This window comes from Rhodanobacter sp. FW101-FHT13A11, from assembly GCF_058790335.1.
The window spans coordinates 87,080-103,812 of the sequence record NZ_JBYTCN010000002.1 but is presented as its reverse complement, the minus strand read 5'-3'; the positions used below and the strand labels follow the sequence as shown (position 1 = coordinate 103,812).

At 70.2% G+C, this 16,733-nt stretch carries 18 protein-coding genes; 11 read left to right on the top strand and 7 right to left on the bottom strand.

What is annotated here, in order from left to right; all coding sequences use genetic code 11:
- The first annotated feature begins 20 nt into the window (after positions 1–20).
- From AC3WRN_RS03025 to AC3WRN_RS03010, 4 genes are all read left to right on the top strand, one after another.
- Positions 21–518: a hypothetical protein gene (locus AC3WRN_RS03025; RefSeq protein ID WP_492621829.1), complete on the top strand. Its 498-nt coding sequence runs from the start codon at positions 21–23 to the stop codon at positions 516–518.
- Positions 519–612: 94 nt separating this feature from the next.
- Positions 613–2,022: an MBL fold metallo-hydrolase RNA specificity domain-containing protein gene (locus AC3WRN_RS03020; protein WP_492621828.1), complete on the top strand. Its 1,410-nt coding sequence runs from the start codon at positions 613–615 to the stop codon at positions 2,020–2,022.
- Positions 2,019–2,873 carry an LOG family protein gene (locus AC3WRN_RS03015; RefSeq protein WP_492621827.1) on the top strand — a complete coding sequence of 285 codons (855 nt, stop codon included), beginning with the start codon at positions 2,019–2,021 and terminating at the stop codon, positions 2,871–2,873. The genes AC3WRN_RS03020 and AC3WRN_RS03015 overlap by 4 nt, the downstream gene beginning before the upstream one ends.
- A gap of 82 nt (positions 2,874–2,955) precedes the next feature.
- A complete protein-coding gene (locus AC3WRN_RS03010; protein ID WP_492621826.1) occupies positions 2,956–3,429 on the top strand; it encodes a cytochrome c in 474 nt (157 codons plus the stop codon).
- A gap of 37 nt (positions 3,430–3,466) precedes the next feature.
- Here AC3WRN_RS03010 and AC3WRN_RS03005 read toward each other — a convergent pair whose 3' ends face one another.
- From AC3WRN_RS03005 to AC3WRN_RS02990, 4 genes are read right to left on the bottom strand one after another with little or no spacing between them, the layout of a single operon-like run.
- On the bottom strand, positions 3,467–4,846 hold the full coding sequence (locus AC3WRN_RS03005; protein WP_492621825.1) for an ATP-binding protein: 1,380 nt from the start codon (positions 4,844–4,846) through the stop codon (positions 3,467–3,469).
- Positions 4,843–5,517, bottom strand: coding sequence for a response regulator (locus tag AC3WRN_RS03000; protein WP_492621824.1), 675 nt, complete (start codon positions 5,515–5,517; stop codon positions 4,843–4,845). The genes AC3WRN_RS03005 and AC3WRN_RS03000 overlap by 4 nt, the downstream gene beginning before the upstream one ends.
- 48 nt (positions 5,518–5,565) lie before the next feature.
- Positions 5,566–6,117 (bottom strand): cytochrome b/b6 domain-containing protein, encoded by a 552-nt coding sequence (locus tag AC3WRN_RS02995; RefSeq protein WP_492621823.1) that lies wholly within the window; start codon positions 6,115–6,117, stop codon positions 5,566–5,568.
- A 26-nt stretch (positions 6,118–6,143) separates the two neighbouring features.
- A complete protein-coding gene (locus AC3WRN_RS02990) occupies positions 6,144–6,416 on the bottom strand; it encodes a PepSY domain-containing protein (protein ID WP_063089599.1) in 273 nt (90 codons plus the stop codon).
- A gap of 160 nt (positions 6,417–6,576) precedes the next feature.
- Here AC3WRN_RS02990 and AC3WRN_RS02985 point away from each other — a divergent pair, with 160 nt between their 5' ends.
- The 4 genes from AC3WRN_RS02985 to AC3WRN_RS02970 all read left to right on the top strand — a co-directional run bounded on the left by AC3WRN_RS02985 (position 6,577) and on the right by AC3WRN_RS02970 (position 11,145).
- Positions 6,577–7,968: an MBL fold metallo-hydrolase gene (locus AC3WRN_RS02985; protein ID WP_492621822.1), complete on the top strand. Its 1,392-nt coding sequence runs from the start codon at positions 6,577–6,579 to the stop codon at positions 7,966–7,968.
- A gap of 248 nt (positions 7,969–8,216) precedes the next feature.
- Positions 8,217–8,462, top strand: a complete 246-nt coding sequence (locus AC3WRN_RS02980) for a hypothetical protein (RefSeq protein ID WP_068097388.1) — start codon at positions 8,217–8,219, stop codon at positions 8,460–8,462.
- Entirely contained in the window at positions 8,459–9,424 is a 966-nt protein-coding gene (locus tag AC3WRN_RS02975) for a c-type cytochrome (protein ID WP_082823623.1), read from the top strand. Before AC3WRN_RS02980 ends, AC3WRN_RS02975 begins: the two co-directional genes overlap by 4 nt.
- Complete coding sequence (locus tag AC3WRN_RS02970; protein ID WP_068097390.1) at positions 9,424–11,145, top strand: cbb3-type cytochrome c oxidase subunit I; 1,722 nt, start codon at positions 9,424–9,426, stop codon at positions 11,143–11,145. The genes AC3WRN_RS02975 and AC3WRN_RS02970 overlap by 1 nt, the downstream gene beginning before the upstream one ends.
- A 72-nt stretch (positions 11,146–11,217) precedes the next feature.
- Here AC3WRN_RS02970 and AC3WRN_RS02965 read toward each other — a convergent pair whose 3' ends face one another.
- Complete coding sequence (locus AC3WRN_RS02965; protein WP_068097393.1) at positions 11,218–11,781, bottom strand: cytochrome b; 564 nt, start codon at positions 11,779–11,781, stop codon at positions 11,218–11,220.
- A 289-nt stretch (positions 11,782–12,070) separates the two neighbouring features.
- Between AC3WRN_RS02965 and AC3WRN_RS02960 the strand changes: the two genes are divergently transcribed.
- The 3 genes from AC3WRN_RS02960 to AC3WRN_RS02950 all read left to right on the top strand — a co-directional run bounded on the left by AC3WRN_RS02960 (position 12,071) and on the right by AC3WRN_RS02950 (position 14,428).
- Positions 12,071–12,835 (top strand): cyclic nucleotide-binding domain-containing protein, encoded by a 765-nt coding sequence (locus AC3WRN_RS02960; RefSeq protein WP_492621821.1) that lies wholly within the window; start codon positions 12,071–12,073, stop codon positions 12,833–12,835.
- A 141-nt stretch (positions 12,836–12,976) separates the two neighbouring features.
- Positions 12,977–13,549: a GNAT family N-acetyltransferase gene (locus tag AC3WRN_RS02955; protein WP_068097402.1), complete on the top strand. Its 573-nt coding sequence runs from the start codon at positions 12,977–12,979 to the stop codon at positions 13,547–13,549.
- Between the two features lie 33 nt (positions 13,550–13,582).
- A complete protein-coding gene (locus AC3WRN_RS02950; RefSeq protein ID WP_068097406.1) occupies positions 13,583–14,428 on the top strand; it encodes a universal stress protein in 846 nt (281 codons plus the stop codon).
- 30 nt (positions 14,429–14,458) lie between these two features.
- On the opposite strand, the gene AC3WRN_RS02945 is transcribed toward AC3WRN_RS02950, so the two are convergent.
- Both AC3WRN_RS02945 and hemN read right to left on the bottom strand, forming a co-directional pair.
- A complete protein-coding gene (locus tag AC3WRN_RS02945) occupies positions 14,459–15,220 on the bottom strand; it encodes a helix-turn-helix domain-containing protein (protein WP_068097408.1) in 762 nt (253 codons plus the stop codon).
- 32 nt (positions 15,221–15,252) lie between these two features.
- Entirely contained in the window at positions 15,253–16,653 is a 1,401-nt protein-coding gene (gene hemN / locus AC3WRN_RS02940; protein WP_492621820.1) for an oxygen-independent coproporphyrinogen III oxidase, read from the bottom strand.
- Between the last annotated feature and the right edge of the window lie 80 nt (positions 16,654–16,733).

The window sequence follows — 16,733 nt, the reverse complement described above, 5'->3', positions numbered from 1 at the left end:
CACGTTCCGGATACTCGCGCTTGGCCCTGTTTGTGTTCCTGCTGATCGCGGCGTTGGCCGGAACGCCATCGTCCCGCGCGCAGGCTGCGGCCGGCGACACGCACCGCCCCCGTGCCGCCGCCCCACGCCAGCTCCAGCTCGACCATGGCCAGCGATGGCCTGCCGATCCCGCGTTGCGCGAAGGCATGCGGCGCATCCGCGCCGTCGCACTGTGGATGCAGGAGGCGCAGGCCGAAGGTGCGCTGTCGACTCGGCAATCCCGCGCCGCCACCGCGTCGATCGAGGACAGCGTGGCCGCCATCGTCGACCACCCACCCCGCAGCGACGGCATGGACGCCAACCTGCGCCTCCTGCTCGGCCGCGTGCTCGCCGCCGACGGGTTGCCGCAACTGCTCGACGCGCTCGAACTGTACCCACGCTATTTCGACGACCCGGACTGGCCGCCAGCACCCGACGCGCCGCCCGCCCAGCGACGGCCCGACGACGCCAGGGAACCCGCCCATGCCGCCCAACCTTGACCCGCTTGAGCGCCGGCCGCGCGCCCTCGCCGGCGCGGCCAGGCCCGCGCCCGGCAAGCCGCCGCACCGTTGAACACACCCGGAGAGCACCCCCATGCACATCACTTTTCTCGGCGCCGCCCGCGAAGTCACCGGCTCATGCTTCCTGGTGGAAACCTCAACGACGAAGTTCCTGGTCGACTGCGGCGTGTTCCAGGGCGGGCGCGAAGCCGCGCAGCGCAACCAGCGGCCGTTCGGGTTCGATCCGCAAACCCTCGACTTCGTCCTGCTGGCGCATGCGCACATCGACCACAGCGGCCTGCTGCCCAAGCTGACGCGCGCCGGCTTTCGCGGCCCGATCCATGCCACCGCCGCCACCGCCGACCTGCTGCAGGTGATGCTGCCGGACAGCGCCCATATCCAGGAGACGGACGCGCAGCGCAGCACCAGCAGGTCACGCGACCCGCGCGCCGCCGCGCCGCTGTACACCCTGCGCGACGCCGAGGCGTGCCTGCGCCAGGTACGGCCGCACGGCTACGGGCGCGAACTGCGGCCGCACGCGGACATTCGCTGCCGCTTCCGCGACGCCGGCCACATCCTGGGCTCGGCGATCCTCGAGGTCTGGGTCGGCGAAGGCGAGCGGACCACCAAGCTGGTGTTCAGCGGCGACCTCGGGCAACCGGGCCGGGTGATCCTGCGCGACCCGACGCCGATCGCCGAGGCGGACATCCTGTTCGTCGAATCGACCTACGGCAACCGCCTGCACAAGGATATTGCCGCGACGCAGGAGGAGCTGATCGACGTGGTCGAACGCACCCTGCCCCGCGGCAACGTGATCGTGCCGGCCTTCGCGGTGGGCCGCACCCAGGAGGTGCTGTACCACCTGCACTACCTGAGCCGGGAAGGGTGGCTGCGCGACCTGCGCATCTTCGTCGATTCGCCGATGGCCGCCGAGGCCACCCGGATCACACGGCAGCACCTGGAGCTGTTCGACGAGAACGCCGTGCGCCTCGCCGGCTGGCACGCGCTCGGCAAGGACCTGCCCTACCTCAACTTCACCGGCAGCGTGGAGGAGTCCATCGCGCTGAACCAGATCCGCTCCGGCGCCATCATCATCTCCGCCAGCGGCATGTGCACCGCCGGCCGCATCCGGCACCACCTGCGGCACAACCTCGGGCGGGCCGAATGCAGCGTGCTGATCACCGGCTTCCAGGCCCAGGGCACGCTGGGCCGGCGGCTGGCCGACGGCACCGACCAGGTGCGGCTCTTCGGCGAGGATATTCCGGTGCGCGCCGCGATCCACACCGTCGACGGCTTGTCCGCGCACGCCGACCGGAACGCGTTGCTGGCCTGGACCGCCAGCTTCGCGCGACCGCCGGCGCAGACCTTCGTGGTCCACGGCGAAGAGGCGGCGGCCCAAGCCCTGGCCGCCGACCTGCGTGCGCGTCCGGGCTGGAACGTGAGCGTGCCCGCGGCTGGCCAGCAGGTGCCCTGGCAGGGCGGCGCCGACGGAGGCCAGGCATGAACGGCAGCGTCGAAAGCAGGCGGCGGGAGGAAGCGATCGTGCACGGCGCAGCCTACCGGCTGGCCCAGGAAGACGCCGAGTTCCTCGCCCGCGACGAACTGCGCGGCATGCGCCTGCAACTGGAACTGCTCAAGCCCGAGGTGGCCCTGCGCGAACACGCCATCCGTTCCACCGTCGTGGTGCTCGGCAGCGCACGCACCTGCGCGCCAGAGCAGGCGCAGGCCGAAGTCGTGCGGCTCGCGGCATGCGCACAGGCCCACCCGGACGAGCCGGGGCTCGCGCACGCGCTCGCCGCCGCCCGGCACCGGCTGACCGGCGCACGCTACTACGAGGAAGCGCGCCGCTTCGCGGAAATCGTCTCGTGCCGTTTCCTGTGCGAGGGGCGCCGGGACTTCGTGGTGGTGACCGGTGGCGGCCCGGGCATCATGGAAGCGGCCAATCGCGGCGCCCACGAGGCGGGCGCACGCTCGATCGGGCTCAACATCACGCTGCCGCGCGAACAGCGGCCGAACAGCTGGATCACCCCGGAGCTGGCCTTCCGCTTCCACTATTTCGCCGTGCGCAAGATGCACTTCCTGATGCGCGCGAAGGCGCTCGTGGCCTTTCCCGGCGGCTTCGGCACGCTCGACGAATTGTTCGAAGTGCTGACCCTGGTGCAGAGCGGCAAGATGCCGCGCCTGCCGATCGTGCTGGTCGGCGGCGCGTTCTGGCGCCGCGCCTGCGACCTGGCGTTCCTGATCGAACAGGGCATGCTCGACGCCCGCGACGCCGAACTGGTCAGCGTGGTCGAAAGCGCCGAGCAGGCCGTGGCCGCCATCCACGCGTTCTACGACGGCAAGCCGCCGGCATGAGCGCGGCTTCCGGCGGCGCAACGCGCCAGGCCGGCCTACCCTCCGGACACCCATCGACACCCAGCCCACAGGAGTACCGCCCATGCCCCTCACGCCACGCACTTCCACACCGCGACGCGTCGCCGCCGTCGCCCTGATGATGGTCGCCGGCAGCCTGCTGCCGGCGGCCGACGCGGCCGATGCGCCGGACCGAACCGCGCCGATGGCGTTGACGACGATCATGCGCGACCTTGGCCACGACATGCAGGGCGCCACCGACGGCATCGCGCGCGAGGACTGGCCCGCGGTGGCGACCGTGGCGACGCGCATCGCCGACCACCCGCAACCGCCGCTGGCGGAGAAGCTGCGCATCCTCGCCTTCGTGGGCAAGGACACCAGCCACTTCCGCGGCTACGACCAACAAGCCCACGACGCCGCGCAACAGCTGGCCATGGCCGCACAGCGGCAGGACGGCATCGCCGCGATCACGGCGTTCGCCAACGTGCAGAGCGCGTGCCTGGGCTGCCACCAGCAATTCCGCAAGCCGTTCCGGGAACACTTCCACGGCCAGCCCTGAACTGCCCGCAAGACCCCTGTGCGCAGCGGCGCCGGCGTCACGCGTAGTCGGGCGCATGCGGCGCAAGGGTCGCGACACGCGGAAGGCTCAGGCTGACCCGCGCTCCGCCCAGGGCGGAGCGGCCAAAGGCGAGCTGGCCGTGGTGCAGGTCGACGATCGCCTGCGCGATCGACAGGCCCAGCCCGCTGCCCTCGCCCAGGCTGCCCTCGGGACGGTGGAAGCGTTCGCCCAGCCGCGAGGTGTCGGTGGACGCAAAGCCGGTACCGTTGTCGTCCACCTCGAGGGTGACCCGGTCGGCATGGCCGCCGACGCGCACGCTGACCCGGCCGTGCTCGGGCACGTGGCGCAAGGCGTTGTCGAGCAGATTCTGCACCACGATGCCGAGCAGGCCGCGGCTGCCCTGCACGAAGTCGTTGCCTTCGTGATCCAGCGACAGCTCGATCGAGCGCGCCGCCGCGCGTTCGCTGACGTCGCACAGGGCGGCTTCGGCCACGCTCGCCAGGCGCAGGCGGCCGGCGTCGTCCAGCTCGGCCAGTTTCTCGACGCGTGCCAGCAGCAGCAGTTGGGTCACCAGCCGCTGCATGCGGTCGAGCGCCTCCTGCGCGCGCTGCAGGTGCCCCGCGCGGGTGGCCGCATCGCCGCCGCGTCCGGCGAGGTCCAGTTCCAGCCGCAGCGCCGCCAGCGGGTGGCGCAACTCGTGGGCGGCGTCGGCGGTGAAGCGGCGCTCGTGCTCCAGGCTGAGCTTGAGGCGATCGACCAGCTGGTCGATCGCCTCGGTGAACGGCGCCAGCTCGACCGGTACGCGTTCGTCGGTGAGCGTGACCGTCATCGGGCTGGCGCCGGCGGACAGGCTGCGGGTCAGCTTGCGCAGCGGTTTCAATCCACTGCGCAAGCCGGCGAACACCGTCGGCGGCACCAGCACCAGCAGGGCGAGCAGGGCCAGCAGCGCCGGCGCCACCAGCTTGCGCATCAGCTCGTCGCGCTCGTCCAGCGGCGCCGCCACCTGGATCCAGTATTGCCGCTGCGCATCCCAGCGCTGGAATACCCGCCAGCGCCGCTGCCCGTAGACGACCGAATGAAAGTGCGCATCGCCCGGATCGAAGCTCAGCGCGGGCAGTTCGGTACTGCGGACCAGCAGCCTGCCAGCGGCATCGCGCACGGTGATGGCGGGCCGATGCGCAGTGGCATCGGAATCCAGTGCCTGCCGGTCCGGCAGGCGCGCCGCCACGCCCGGCGCCGGCGTGGCCGGCATCACCGCGAACACGCTGGCGGCGGTGCGCACCAGCATCTGGTCGAAGATCTCGTCGACCTCGTGCAGGCTGCGCCAGGCCAGCCAACCGCCGGCGGCGCACCACACCAGTACGATGCCGGCCACCAGCCGCAGCACCAGCCGCCGGTTGAGCGAGGGGCGGATCATGCGGCCTGCCCGCCAGGCGGGTCGATCGCATAGCCGATGCCGCGCAAAGTGCGGATCCAGCCCGGCCCCAGCTTGTGGCGCAAATGATGGATGTGCACTTCCACCGCATTGCTGGCCACCTCGCGGTCCCAGCCGTACAGCGCGTCCTCCAGTTGCCCGCGGGAATACGCGCGCCCGGGACGGCGCACCAGCATTTCCAGCAGCGCGTACTCGCGCGCGGTCAGCTCCAGCGCCGCGCCGGCCAGCGTGGCGCTGCGCGCGGCCGGGGTGACTTCCAGCGGGCCAAGGCGTATCGCCGGCTCGATCTGGCCATCGGCCCGGCGCAGCAATGCGCGCAGTCGGGCGGCGAGTTCGTCCAGATGCACCGGCTTGACCACGTAATCGTCGGCGCCGGCATCCAGCCCGGCGACCCGGTCCGACAGTTCGTCGCGGGCAGTCAGCAGCAGCACCGGGGTGGCGTCCTTGCGCCGGCGCATGCCGGCGATGATGGCCGGCCCGCTGCTGCGTGGAAGATTCCAGTCCAGCACCGCGGCGGCGTAGGCGGTGTCGGCCAGCGCGGCGGCGGCCTGGTTGCCGTCGGTGATCCAGTCCACCGCATAGCCGAGCTGGCGCAGGCCATCGGCCAACGCCCGCCCCAGTGCCTGGTCGTCCTCGGCTAGCAGGATGCGCATGGCGTGATTCTATTCAGCGGCCCGCCTGCCAGCCGTGGCTGAGGCAATTCATCGCATCTTCCCGCCGCCGGCATCGTCCTGCTCCAGGGCGCGCTTGCGGCCGTGGATCATCGAGGCGACCAGGTTCTCGCCGTAATGCACGCTTTCGCCCACCGCCGCCAGCACGTGCACGCCGACCAGGGCCAGCACGCCGTAGGCCAGCACCTCATGCAGCTCCTCCAGCCAGCCGGTGCCGAAGAAGGCATCCGTTGTCTGAAGCCAGCCGGTGAGGCCCACCAGCAGCACGCCGGCGAGCAGGGCCAGGATCATCATCGCCGCGCCCGGGTTGTGCCCCAGCTGGCGCCGCGAACGCCCGACCAGGCGTTCGCGCAGGTAATCGCGCACGCGGCGCGGGCCGGGCACCCAGTCGCTGAAGCGCGCGTGCCGCGTGCCGACCCAGCCCCACGCGAAACGCACGGCGAGCAGGGCCAGCAGGGCGTAGCCGATCCCGCGGTGGACCAGCTCGCCGTCCTCGGTGAAGAAATTGGCGAGGAACAGGCCCGCCAGCGACCAGTGAAACACGCGTACCAGCGGATCCCAGACCTTGACCGTGGCGTTCATAGGCCTGTCCTCGCGCGGGTGCATGATCAGCCGCCCTTCTGCTTGACGATGCGGCCGTCGGTGGGGTCGAAGTAGATCTCCACCTTCTTGCCGGCCTTGTCCTTGCCGTAGATCTCGTAGCAGTTGCCCGAGACCTGGAACACCTTGATGGCGTAACCCTGGTCGAGGATCTTCTGCTTCATCGCCGCTTCGGTCAGCCACTGCGCACGCGGTGCGCTGGTGCATTGCGGTGCGGCGAAGGCGGACGCCGACAGCGCGGCCGCGGCAAGAAAGAGCGGTGCAACGAGTGAGCGTTTCATGGTGCGTCTCCGGTTTCGGCATGATTGCCTTGGGTGCCATTGCAGCCGGGACGGCTTATGCCAGTCTTAAGAACCCGGCATCCGGATTGACGCCAGTCAGTACGCCGGCACGGGCTTGATGCGAGAGTCCGGCGAGCTGCATCCCTGAGGAAACATCCGCATGATCATCTACAGCTGCCACGGTGCCGCCAAGCAGGTCACCGGTTCCTGCCACCTGGTCACCTGCAACGACCGCCGCGTGCTGATCGACTGCGGCATGTTCCAGGGCAGCGACGAGGTCGAGCGGGCCAACGCCGAACCGTTCGGCTTCGACCCGTCCGGCATCGACGCGCTGTTGCTCACCCATGCCCACCTCGACCATTGCGGAAGGATCCCGCTGCTGGTGCGCCGGGGCTTCCGCGGCCGCATCCTCACCACCGCCGCCACCCGCGAGCTGGCCCGGGTGGTGATGCTGGACGCCGCCGGCCTGCAGGAAGAGGACGCGCGCCGCGCCCAGCGCAGCAACCGCCGCGGCGAGGCGGTGGCGCCGCCGCTGTATACGCTGGACGACGCGTTGCACGCACTGGATTTCTTCGGCCCGGATGTCGGTTACGGCGAAACCGCGCACGTCGTCGACGGCGTCAGCGCGTGCTTCCTCGACGCCGGCCACATCCTCGGCTCGGCTTCGGTGCTGCTTGAACTGGACGACGGCAGGCAGCGCCGCCGCATGCTGTTCTCCGGCGACCTCGGCAACCCGGGCCGCCCGCTGCTGCGCGACCCGACGCCCGCGCCGGCCGCCGACTACGTGGTGATGGAAAGCACCTACGGCGACCGCCCGCACCGCTCGGTGCCCGATTCCGTGGACGAGATGTACCGGGCCATCCGCGAGACGGTGAACCGCCGCGGCAACGTGGTGATCCCCACCTTCGCGCTGGAACGCACCCAGGAGATCCTCTACTACCTGCACCGCGGCATCGCGGGCGGCGCGATCCCGCAGCACGTGCGGGTGTTCCTGGATTCGCCGATGGCGATCTCCGCCACCGAGATCTTCCGCCGCCACCCGGAATGCTTCGACGACGGCTTCCTGGACGAGCTGCGGCACGGCGACCCGTTCGCCATGCCCGGCCTGCATTTCACCCGCGAGACGGCCGAGTCGATGGCGATCAACAGCGTAGACGGCGGCGCGATCATCCTGGCCGGCTCCGGCATGTGCAACGGCGGCCGCGTGCGCCACCACCTCAAGCACAACCTGTGGCGCGAACGCAGCAGCGTGGTGTTCGTCGGCTATGCCGCCGAGGGCACGCTGGCACGGCGGATCATCGACGGCGCGGCCAGCGTGCGCGTGTTCAACGAGGAGATCCCGGTGCGCGCGCAGGTGTGGACGATCAACGGCTTCTCCGCGCACGCCGACCAGCCCTCGCTGCTGGCCTGGCTGGGCGACGCGCCGCGGCGCAAGGTGTTCCTGGTGCATGGCGAATACGGCCGCGGCATGCAGGCGATGCAGGAGGTGCTGGCCGCGCGCGGCGTCGCCTGCCGGCTGCCCGGCCTGCACGAGCCGATCAAGATCGACTGAGCCACCGGCTGCCGCGGCAACGACCGCGCCCGCCCGCGCCGCGCGCATGCAGGGGCGCCGCCGCCCGGCCGCGCCCGCCATACCCGCCGTCGATGTGGCAATGCTTGACCTGGATCAGATGCGCGGCCCCACGCCGTACCTATAGTCGACCCCGTCCCACGCGCGGCCCTCCGTCAGGGGAGAGGGTCCGGCGGTTTTCGGCGTTGCGCAGCCATGCGTCAAACCAACTCTCGGGGGGTAATCGTGCGATGCAACGGATCACTGATCTGACGATTTCGGTGCTGGCCTGCGTGGCCGCGTTCCTGCTTTCGTGGCCGTTCTGGCGCGATTTCGAATACTGGCCCGAATCGCATGCCGCCTGGCTGGTCTACTTCTGCGTCGGCTTCGCGCTGTCGGTATACGTCTTCTACGTCTTCATCGGCAGCCTGCGCATCCTGTTCCTGCACGACGCCGCGCCGACCCCGGCCGGCGACGACAAGGCGAAGCTGTCATGAGCTGCGGAACCGGCGGCAAGAGTTGCGAAACACCGCGGCGGCGCGGCGCGTTCGTGATGCTGGGCATCATGACGCTGGCCTTCGTCGCGCTGTCCCTGTTCTCCTTCATGAAGTCGCGCGGCCAGGTGACGCCGGACACGGTCAGCTACGGCCCGTACCGGGCCGAGGACGGCAAGCGCGTGTTCCAGGCCTACAACTGCATGGGCTGCCACACCATGGTGGGCAACGGCGCGTACCTGGGCCCGGACCTCACCCGCGAGTACGAGCAGGCCGGCCCGGCGTGGCTGGCCGCGTTCCTGCCATCGGCGGGCAGCTGGCCGACCGCGGCCGCGGTGCGCGCGCAGTTGCAGGATCCGGTGCAGCACGCCGATTCCGGCGCCGGCACGATCGAGGCCTACGAGAGCAAGTTTCCCGACGCCGCGACGCGCGTCGCGCGGCGCGGCGGCAAGCCGAGCAACATGCCCAACCTGCCGCTGACCCGTGACGAGACAGGCCAGCTGATCGCCTACCTCAAGTACACCTCGGCAATGAACACCGAAGGCTGGCCGCCGCGGGTGGAGGCCGAGGCCGGGCCCGACGAGCGCCTGCGGCTGGCGCTTGGCGTGCAGGCGATCGCGCCGGCCGCCGCCGCGCCGGTCGCCCCGCCCGCGGCCGGTCCGGCCGACCCGGTGGCGCGCGGCGCGCAGCTGGCGAAGGACAACGGCTGCACCGCCTGCCATTCGACGACCCGGCAGCGCCTGGTCGGGCCCGGCTGGGGCGGCCTGTATGGCTCGCGGGTCAGCCTCGCCGACGGCAGCAGCGTGGTGGCGGACGACGCCTACCTGGCCGAGTCGATCCGCCAGCCGAACGCGAAGATCGTGGCGGGCTACCCGGCCAGCGTGATGCCCGGCTACGACACCCTGCTCAAGAACGACGAAGTCGACGCGATCGTGGCCTACCTCCACTCCCTGGAGAAGCAGTGATGCAGATCGAATACCAGACGCAGCGGCTCAGCCTGCGCTTCTTCATGCTCATGCTGGTGCTGTTCCTCCTCCAGGTCGGCTACGGCCTGATCCTCGCCACCCAGCACATCGACCCCAGCGTGCAGGCGGGCACGATGAACTTCAACATCGCCCGCGCCGAGCACCTCAACCTGGGCATCCTGTGGATCCTGTGCGGCTTCATCGGCGCGATCCTGTTCGTCGGGCCGCTGCTGGCGCGGCGCGAGATGGTGGCGCCGTGGCTGATCAAGCTGCTGTTCTACGCGCTGATCTTCATCGCCGTGTGGAACTTCTTCACCCTGCGCCTGGCCCAGTACGGCATCGCCGGCTGGTGGCACGGGCAGCCGTGGCTGCAACAGGGGCTGGAGTACCTGGAGGCCGGGCGCATCGCTGGCGTGCTGGTGCTGGTCGGCTTCGCGATCCTCGCCTACGTGGTGCTGCGCACGTTCCCGCCGGTGCGCCAGTGGAACGAGATCCACTGGGGCCTGGGCCTCGGCGTGACCGCGTTGATGGCGGTATGGGTATTCGGGCTGTTCTACGTGGCGCGGCTGGACCTGCAGGAGTACTTCCGCTGGTTCGTCGTGCACTACTGGGTGGAGGGCGTGTGGGAGGTGATCCACATCAGCCTGGTCGGCTTCCTGCTGGTGCTGATGTTCAAGGTCGACATCAAGTCGGTGGGCTTTGCGGTGTTCTGGGGCGTGGCGCTGGTGTGGCTGTCCGGGCTGATCGGCAACGCGCACCACTACTTCTGGATCGGCACGCCGGAGTTCTGGCAGTTCTGGGGTTCGCTGTTCAGCGCGCTGGAGCCGCTGCCGCTGGTGTTCTGCTTCTGGCACATCTACCTCGACGCGCACACCAACCGGCGCCCGCTGGAGAATGCGCCGGCGTTCTACTTCATCCTCGGCTCGGTGGTGCTGGAGCAGATCGGCGCGGGCATCCTCGGCTTCAGCATGACCTTCGCGCTGACCAACGTCTGGTCGCATGGCACCTGGGTGACGCCGGGACACGCCCACCTGGCGCTGTTCGGCACCTTCGGCATGCTGGGCATCGCCGCGGCCTATTACGCCGTGCCGATCATGCGCAAGGCGCCGGACTACGACCAGCGGCTGGGCAAGCTCGGCTTCTGGCTGGTGCTCACCGGCGTGCTCGGCCTGGCGTTCGCCTTCGCATTGGGCGGCACGGTGCAGATCTACGTGTACCGCATCCTGGGCCTGGGCTGGTTCGGCGGCGACGTCTCGCGCGCCATGGGCTTGTTCAAGCTGCTGCTGCCGATGTTCGGCATCGTGTTCACGGTCGGCGCCGGCATACTTGCCTACGACCTCTTCACGCTGGGCCGGCGGGTGCGTGCGCCGGCGGGCACCGACCCGCGCGGCGCCATCCACGGCGAGGTGGCGATGCCGCGCGGCAGCACCGGCTGGGGCCGTCCGCTGAGCGGCTTCGAGGCCGGCATCTGGCTGATGCTGATGTGGGTGTTCGGCGGCGTCATCACGCTCGGCCTGCTCAGCTTCAACCTGCCGCGGGTGCGCGTGCTGGCCGACCCCACCCTGCCCTACCTGCTGGCCGGCGTCGGCTACCCGGGCCTGCTGCTGGTGACGCTGGCCTTCGTCTGGCGCTTCCTGGCCTCGCTGGAGGCACGCGCCTCGCTGCCGGCGCCCACCGTGGTGGCGGTCGATGCGCCGCTGCCGCTGCCCGCACGATCCTGAAGGCGTCGCCGTCGCGGCAAGGCCACCGTCGCCGGTGGCCTTGCCGTCACGACGCGACGCCGCCGCGCGCGCTCAGCCGGCCCGGCGCCCGGATCCCGGCAGCATGCGCAACAGGGTGTTGTCGCGCGTCCAGTAGTGGTGGAACAGCGCGGCCGCGGCATGCAGGCCGACCAGGTAGTAGCCGATCGTGCCGATGGTCTCGTGGATCTCCTTGAGCGAACCGGCCAGCGCCTTGTCCGCGCCCAGCAGCGGCGGCAGCTGCAGCCCGAAGAACGGGACCGGCTTGCCCGAGGCGCTCAGGGTGAGCCAGCCGAGCAGCGGCATGGCCAGCAGGAAGGCGTACAGCGCCAGGTGCATCAACGCGGCCAGGCGCGCCTGCCACGGCGGCAGCGCCGGCCGGATCGAGGGTGCCGCCCCGGCCGCCAGGCGCAGCGCCAGGCGCACGAAAACCAGTGCGAACACGCCCAGGCCCAGCATGAAGTGCCAGGTCTTCAGCGCCTCGCGCAGGTCGCTCCCGCGCGGGTACATGCCGCGCAGCTCGATGCAGGCGTAGACGGCCGCCAGCAACAGCAGCATCAGCCAGTGCATCGCCACCGACGGCGAGCTGTAACGGTCTGTCGTGTTCTTCCAGTTCATGATGCCTCCGCTCGTGCAAGGCCGTGGATCATGCCGGATTCGGGCATGCCGGTCATGGTCCTGACGCCCTCAGTCTGCCGACGCCGGGCTGCCGGCGACTTGAGCGTGGTCAAATGCGCGGCGAGTCGCACATGGCAACGACGCGAACGATTCGCAGCAACCGCCCTGCGCGGTTCGGCCGCACCGGTCGTGGCGCGGCGGAACGGCCTTCCGTGCTAAGTTCGGACGGCACGGATCCAACGGGACGGACCCGTCCGCGAGAACCGTTCCCAATCGAAAAATGATGCCGATGGAACACAGCGCAAACGTCCTCGACCTGAACCTGCTGCGCCGCAGCTGCAGTTCCTGCGCGCTGAACGAGCTGTGCCTGCCCGCCGGCATCGGCCGCGACGACCTGACCCGGCTGGACGGTACCGTCAGGGACAAGCGCATGCTGGAGCGCGGCGGCGTGCTGTACCGCGACGGCGACCCGTTCAAGGCGCTCTACGTGGTGCGGTCGGGCTCGCTCAAGACCTTCGTGCAGAACGAGGCGGGCGACACGCAGATCCTCGGCTTCCACCTGCCCGGCGAAATCATCGGCTTCGACGCGCTGGCCTCGGACCGGCACGCCAGCCAGGCCGAGGCGCTGGAGCGCTCCAGCATCTGCGAACTGCCCTATGCGCAATTGCAGCAGGTCACCAGCGAGGTACCGGCGCTGCACCGCCAGCTGATGCGGGTGATCAGCCGCGAGGTGGTCGAGGAGCACAGGCACCTGGTGATGATGGGCCGGCAGCAGGCGCAAGAGCAGTTGGCGATCTTCCTGAAGAGCCTCGCCGACCGTTACGAACGCCTGCAACGCGACAGCGCCGCGCTCACCCTGACCATGTCGCGCTACGACATCGCCAACTACCTCGGCCTGGTGGTGGAGACGGTCAGCCGCCTGTTCTCGCGGATGGAGGAAATGGGCGTACTCGAGGTCAACCGCAAGGCCGTGCGCATCCTGCGTCCCGACCTGCTCGCCGACCTTTGCCGCAACGGCTACCCGGCCGGCTCCCGGCGGAACGACGCCAGCTGAGCCCCGGTCGCTTGGTTGACCGAGGTCAACAGCAGGCGGCGCGGCGCGGCGTACAACTCGATCCTGCAAGGGACCGCGCCGCGACGGGCAGCCGCCGCGACACGGGAATCGAGCACGATCCATCCGCCATCGGGGCAGATCATGTCCAGCACACACCAGACCGGCCACGGCAGCCCGGCTTTCACGCCTTTCGGCGCCATCGAGGGAACCCATTGGATCGAGACCCTCGCTGACGGCAGCCCGGTACTGGTACGCCCGTTGCGCCCGGACGATCGCCAGCGCGAAACGGATTTCATCAACCGGCTGTCCGGGGAGGCCTGCCGCTTCCGCTTCCTCGGCGGCATGAAGGGCGCCAACCCGGCGCTGATCGACTCGCTGATGAACGTGGACGCACGGCGGCGGCTGGCCTTCGTGGCGCTGGCCCACGACAACGGCGAGCTGCGCGAGGTCGGCGTGAGCCGCTATGCCGCCAGCGCCGACGACAAGCACTGCGAATGCGCGGTGACGGTCGCCGACGACTGGCGCCACCGCGGCTTGGCGGTGCTGCTGATGCGGCGCCTGATCGAGGCCGCGCGCAAGAACGGCTTCCGGCAGATGTTCTCGATCGACGCCGCCGGGAACGAGCCGATGCGCGAGCTGGCCGCCTACCTGGGCTTCACCCGCCGGCTCGACCCGGACGATGCCGCGCAGGTCATCCACACCCTCGACCTCTGAACGCCGCGCCGGCCCCGACCCCCGACCCATCACATGACCAGCCACCAACAAGCCGATCCCTCGACCCGCGTCACGCGCCCCGGCGACATCCTCGCCCTGGCCACCTCGGCCCGGCCATGGAGCCCCGCCGTCACCGCGGGCATGTCGATCGCCGCACGCTGGGGCAGCAACATCACCGGCTGCTTCATCGACCCGGCATTGCGCACGCACGCCGCCGCCGAGCCGACCGTGCTGGGCCTGCTGCTCGAAACGCGCCCCGAATCGGCCGACGAGCTGGCCGCGTTCGGCGCCTTCGCGCGGCAAGCCGGCGTGCACGGCGCCGACTGGATCGTGGCCCGCAGCGGCATCGCCGACACGCTGCGCTGGCTCGGCGCGCGCCACGACCTCGCGGTGATCGAGCGGGACATGGTGCAGGCATCCGGCCTGCTCGACGTCCTCGGCGAGGCGATCCTGGCCTGCCGGATGCCCTGCCTGATCCTGCCCCCCGGCTGGAACCGGGAGATCCGCTTCGAGCGCATCGTGGTCGGCTGCAACGGCAGCATCGAGGCGATCCGCGCGATCCACGCCGCCCTGCCGTTCCTGCGGGTGGCGAAACAGGTCACCCTGGTCGATGGCGACGTGCGCGACGGCGACGAGGGGCGCCCGCGCTTCGATCCGTTCGTCTACCTGCTCCGCCACGGCATCGCCTCGAAGCCGAGCTACGTGCGCTCGTCCTCCGCGATGGCCGGCGAGATTCTGCTGCAGGAAGTGGGGAACATCCGCGCCGACCTGCTGGTCATGGGCGCCTACGGCCGTTCGCGCATGCGCGAACGCGTGTTCGGCGGCGCCACCCAACGGGTACTGGAAGACGCCGCCGTGCCGGTGCTGATGCAGCACTGATCCCGCCCGCGGCGGGTCCGGCGGCCGGCCCTATTCGCGCAGCAGCGTCTGCCCGATCTCGCGCAACCGCGCCGGGTTCAGCAGTTCCAGCTCGCGTCCCTCGATCGAGATCAGCTTCTGCGCGCGGAAGCGGCTGAGCACGCGGCTGACGGTTTCGGCGGCCAGGCGCAGGTAGTTGGCGATGTCGCCGCGCGACATGCTGAGGTGGAAGCGGGTGGCGGAGAAGCCGCGCGCGGCATAGCGCCCGGCCAGGTCGAGCAGGAACGCGGCCACGCGTTCGTCGGCGCTGTGGTCGCCGGCCAGCAGCGAGGCTGTGCCCAGCTCCTTGCTGAGCATGCGGAACAGGTGCTGCTGCACCGCCGGCACGCGCGAGGCCAGCGCGCTCATCGCGGGGAACGAGAAGCGGCAGAAGAAGGTGGTGTCCAGCGCCACCGCGTCGCACGGGAAGTGCTCGGGATAGATCGCGTTGAGGCCGATCACCTCGCCGGGCAGGTAGAAGCCGAGCACCTGCTCGCGGCCTTCCTTGTCGACCATGCGGGTCTTCACGGTGCCGCTGCGCACGGCGAAGATCGCGCGGAACGGGTCGCCGGTGCGGAAGATGTGCTCGCCGGCGCGGAACGGCCCCACGTGCTCGACCAGGCATTGCAGCGCCGCCAGCTCGGGCTTGTGGTAACCCGCCGCGATGCAGGCGCTGGAAAACGCGCAGGTACCGCAGAAATGCGTCTCGTCGCCGTCGTCGGCAATCGGGCTGGGCGGATCGGGCAGGCGACCTGCCGGGTACTTGGATTGCATGATGTCGGCCGTGCCGGTGGAGGCTGCGTTGGTCAGATCACGCGCGAGTATCGCGAGGCCCGGGCATTGTCGCCCAAGTAGGCATCGAAGCACATGGCGATGATACGCAACAGCAGCCGCCCCCGCGAAGTCACCCGGATCTCGCGCGGGCTCTCCAGCACCAGCCCGTCGTCCTGCAGCAGCGCCAGGCGCTGCCGCTCACGCACGAAATACTCGTCGAACAGCAGCCGGTGGCGCGCGCCGAAGGCCTGCTTGTCGAGCACGCCGTGGCACATCAGCTCGTTGATCAGCTCGCGCCGGATCAGGTCGTCCTCGTCCAGCTGCAGGCCGCGCATCACCGGCAGCCGGCCCGCGTCCAGCGCCGCGTAATAGCCGATCAGGTCGCGCGCGTTCTGGCTGTAGCTGTCGCCGATGCGGCCGATCGCGCTGACGCCGAGGCCGACGATGTCGCAGTCGCCATGGGTCGAGTAGCCCTGGAAATTGCGCTGCAGGGTGCCGCTGCGCTGCGCCTGCGCCAGTTCGTCGTCGGCGCGGGCGAAATGGTCCATGCCGATGTAGACGTAGCCGGCCGCGCTGAGCTGCTCCAGCGCGCGCCCGAACAACGCCAGCCGGGTGGCCGCGTCGGGCAGCTCGGACGCCTCGATCTGCCGCTGCGCCTTGAACATCTCCGGCAGGTGCGCGTAGCCGTACACCGCCACGCGGTCGGGATTCAGCGCCGCCACCTGCTCCAGCGTGCGGCTGAAGCCGTCCACCGTCTGCAGCGGCAGGCCGTAGATAAGGTCGACGCTGGCCGAGCGGAACGAGGCCGCGCGCGCCGCCTCGATCACCTCGCGGGTCTGCTCGAAACTCTGGATCCGGTTGACCGCCTTCTGCACCGCCGGGTCGAAATCCTGGATGCCCACCGAGATCCGGTTGAAACCCAGCTCGCCCAGGTGGCGCACGTAGGCGCCGTCGGCAAAGCGCGGGTCGATCTCGATGCCGTATTCGCGATCCGCCTCGTGGCTGAAGCTGAAATGCCGCGCCAGCGACTCCAGCAGCTCGCCCATGTGCGCCGCGTCGAGGAAGTTCGGCGTGCCGCCGCCGAAGTGCAGCTGGCGCACCGGGCGGTCGCGGTCGAACAGCGGCGCGATCAGCTCGATCTCGCGGTACAGCCGTTCCAGGTAGCGGTCCGCCTGGGTCACGTCGCGGGTGATCACCCGGTTGCAGCCGCAGTAGAAGCACGGGCTCATGCAGAACGGCACGTGCACGTACACCGACAGGGGGCGCGGGATCGGCTCCTCGTTGGAGGCGCGGATCACCCCGCGCAGGGCCGCCTCGTCGAAGTCGGCGCGGAACTGCGGCGCCGTCGGGTAGCTGGTGTAACGCGGCCCCGCCACGTCGTAGCGGGCGATCAGCGCCGGGTCGAATTCGGGAGGAGTGATGGGAATGGCCATGGTGGCGAGTCTGTCGACGCGCCTGCCGGCGTGCCTTGATCCGGGTCAATTGCCGCCATGTCGCGGCGAGATGCCGCAGC

What these genes read in the sequence shown, in the direction of transcription:
- AC3WRN_RS03020 (WP_492621828.1), top strand. Translation starts at nt 613, where the DNA reads ATGCACATCACTTTTCTCGGCGCCGCCCGCGAAGTCACCGGCTCATGC.
- AC3WRN_RS03015 (WP_492621827.1), top strand. Translation starts at nt 2,019, where the DNA reads ATGAACGGCAGCGTCGAAAGCAGGCGGCGGGAGGAAGCGATCGTGCAC.
- AC3WRN_RS03010 (WP_492621826.1), top strand. Translation starts at nt 2,956, where the DNA reads ATGCCCCTCACGCCACGCACTTCCACACCGCGACGCGTCGCCGCCGTC.
- AC3WRN_RS03005 (WP_492621825.1), bottom strand. Translation starts at nt 4,846, where the DNA reads ATGATCCGCCCCTCGCTCAACCGGCGGCTGGTGCTGCGGCTGGTGGCC.
- AC3WRN_RS03000 (WP_492621824.1), bottom strand. Translation starts at nt 5,517, where the DNA reads ATGCGCATCCTGCTAGCCGAGGACGACCAGGCACTGGGGCGGGCGTTG.
- AC3WRN_RS02995 (WP_492621823.1), bottom strand. Translation starts at nt 6,117, where the DNA reads ATGAACGCCACGGTCAAGGTCTGGGATCCGCTGGTACGCGTGTTTCAC.
- AC3WRN_RS02990 (WP_063089599.1), bottom strand. Translation starts at nt 6,416, where the DNA reads ATGAAACGCTCACTCGTTGCACCGCTCTTTCTTGCCGCGGCCGCGCTG.
- AC3WRN_RS02985 (WP_492621822.1), top strand. Translation starts at nt 6,577, where the DNA reads ATGATCATCTACAGCTGCCACGGTGCCGCCAAGCAGGTCACCGGTTCC.
- AC3WRN_RS02980 (WP_068097388.1), top strand. Translation starts at nt 8,217, where the DNA reads ATGCAACGGATCACTGATCTGACGATTTCGGTGCTGGCCTGCGTGGCC.
- AC3WRN_RS02975 (WP_082823623.1), top strand. Translation starts at nt 8,459, where the DNA reads ATGAGCTGCGGAACCGGCGGCAAGAGTTGCGAAACACCGCGGCGGCGC.
- AC3WRN_RS02970 (WP_068097390.1), top strand. Translation starts at nt 9,424, where the DNA reads ATGCAGATCGAATACCAGACGCAGCGGCTCAGCCTGCGCTTCTTCATG.
- AC3WRN_RS02965 (WP_068097393.1), bottom strand. Translation starts at nt 11,781, where the DNA reads ATGAACTGGAAGAACACGACAGACCGTTACAGCTCGCCGTCGGTGGCG.
- AC3WRN_RS02960 (WP_492621821.1), top strand. Translation starts at nt 12,071, where the DNA reads ATGGAACACAGCGCAAACGTCCTCGACCTGAACCTGCTGCGCCGCAGC.
- AC3WRN_RS02955 (WP_068097402.1), top strand. Translation starts at nt 12,977, where the DNA reads ATGTCCAGCACACACCAGACCGGCCACGGCAGCCCGGCTTTCACGCCT.
- AC3WRN_RS02950 (WP_068097406.1), top strand. Translation starts at nt 13,583, where the DNA reads ATGACCAGCCACCAACAAGCCGATCCCTCGACCCGCGTCACGCGCCCC.
- AC3WRN_RS02945 (WP_068097408.1), bottom strand. Translation starts at nt 15,220, where the DNA reads ATGCAATCCAAGTACCCGGCAGGTCGCCTGCCCGATCCGCCCAGCCCG.
- hemN (WP_492621820.1), bottom strand. Translation starts at nt 16,653, where the DNA reads ATGGCCATTCCCATCACTCCTCCCGAATTCGACCCGGCGCTGATCGCC.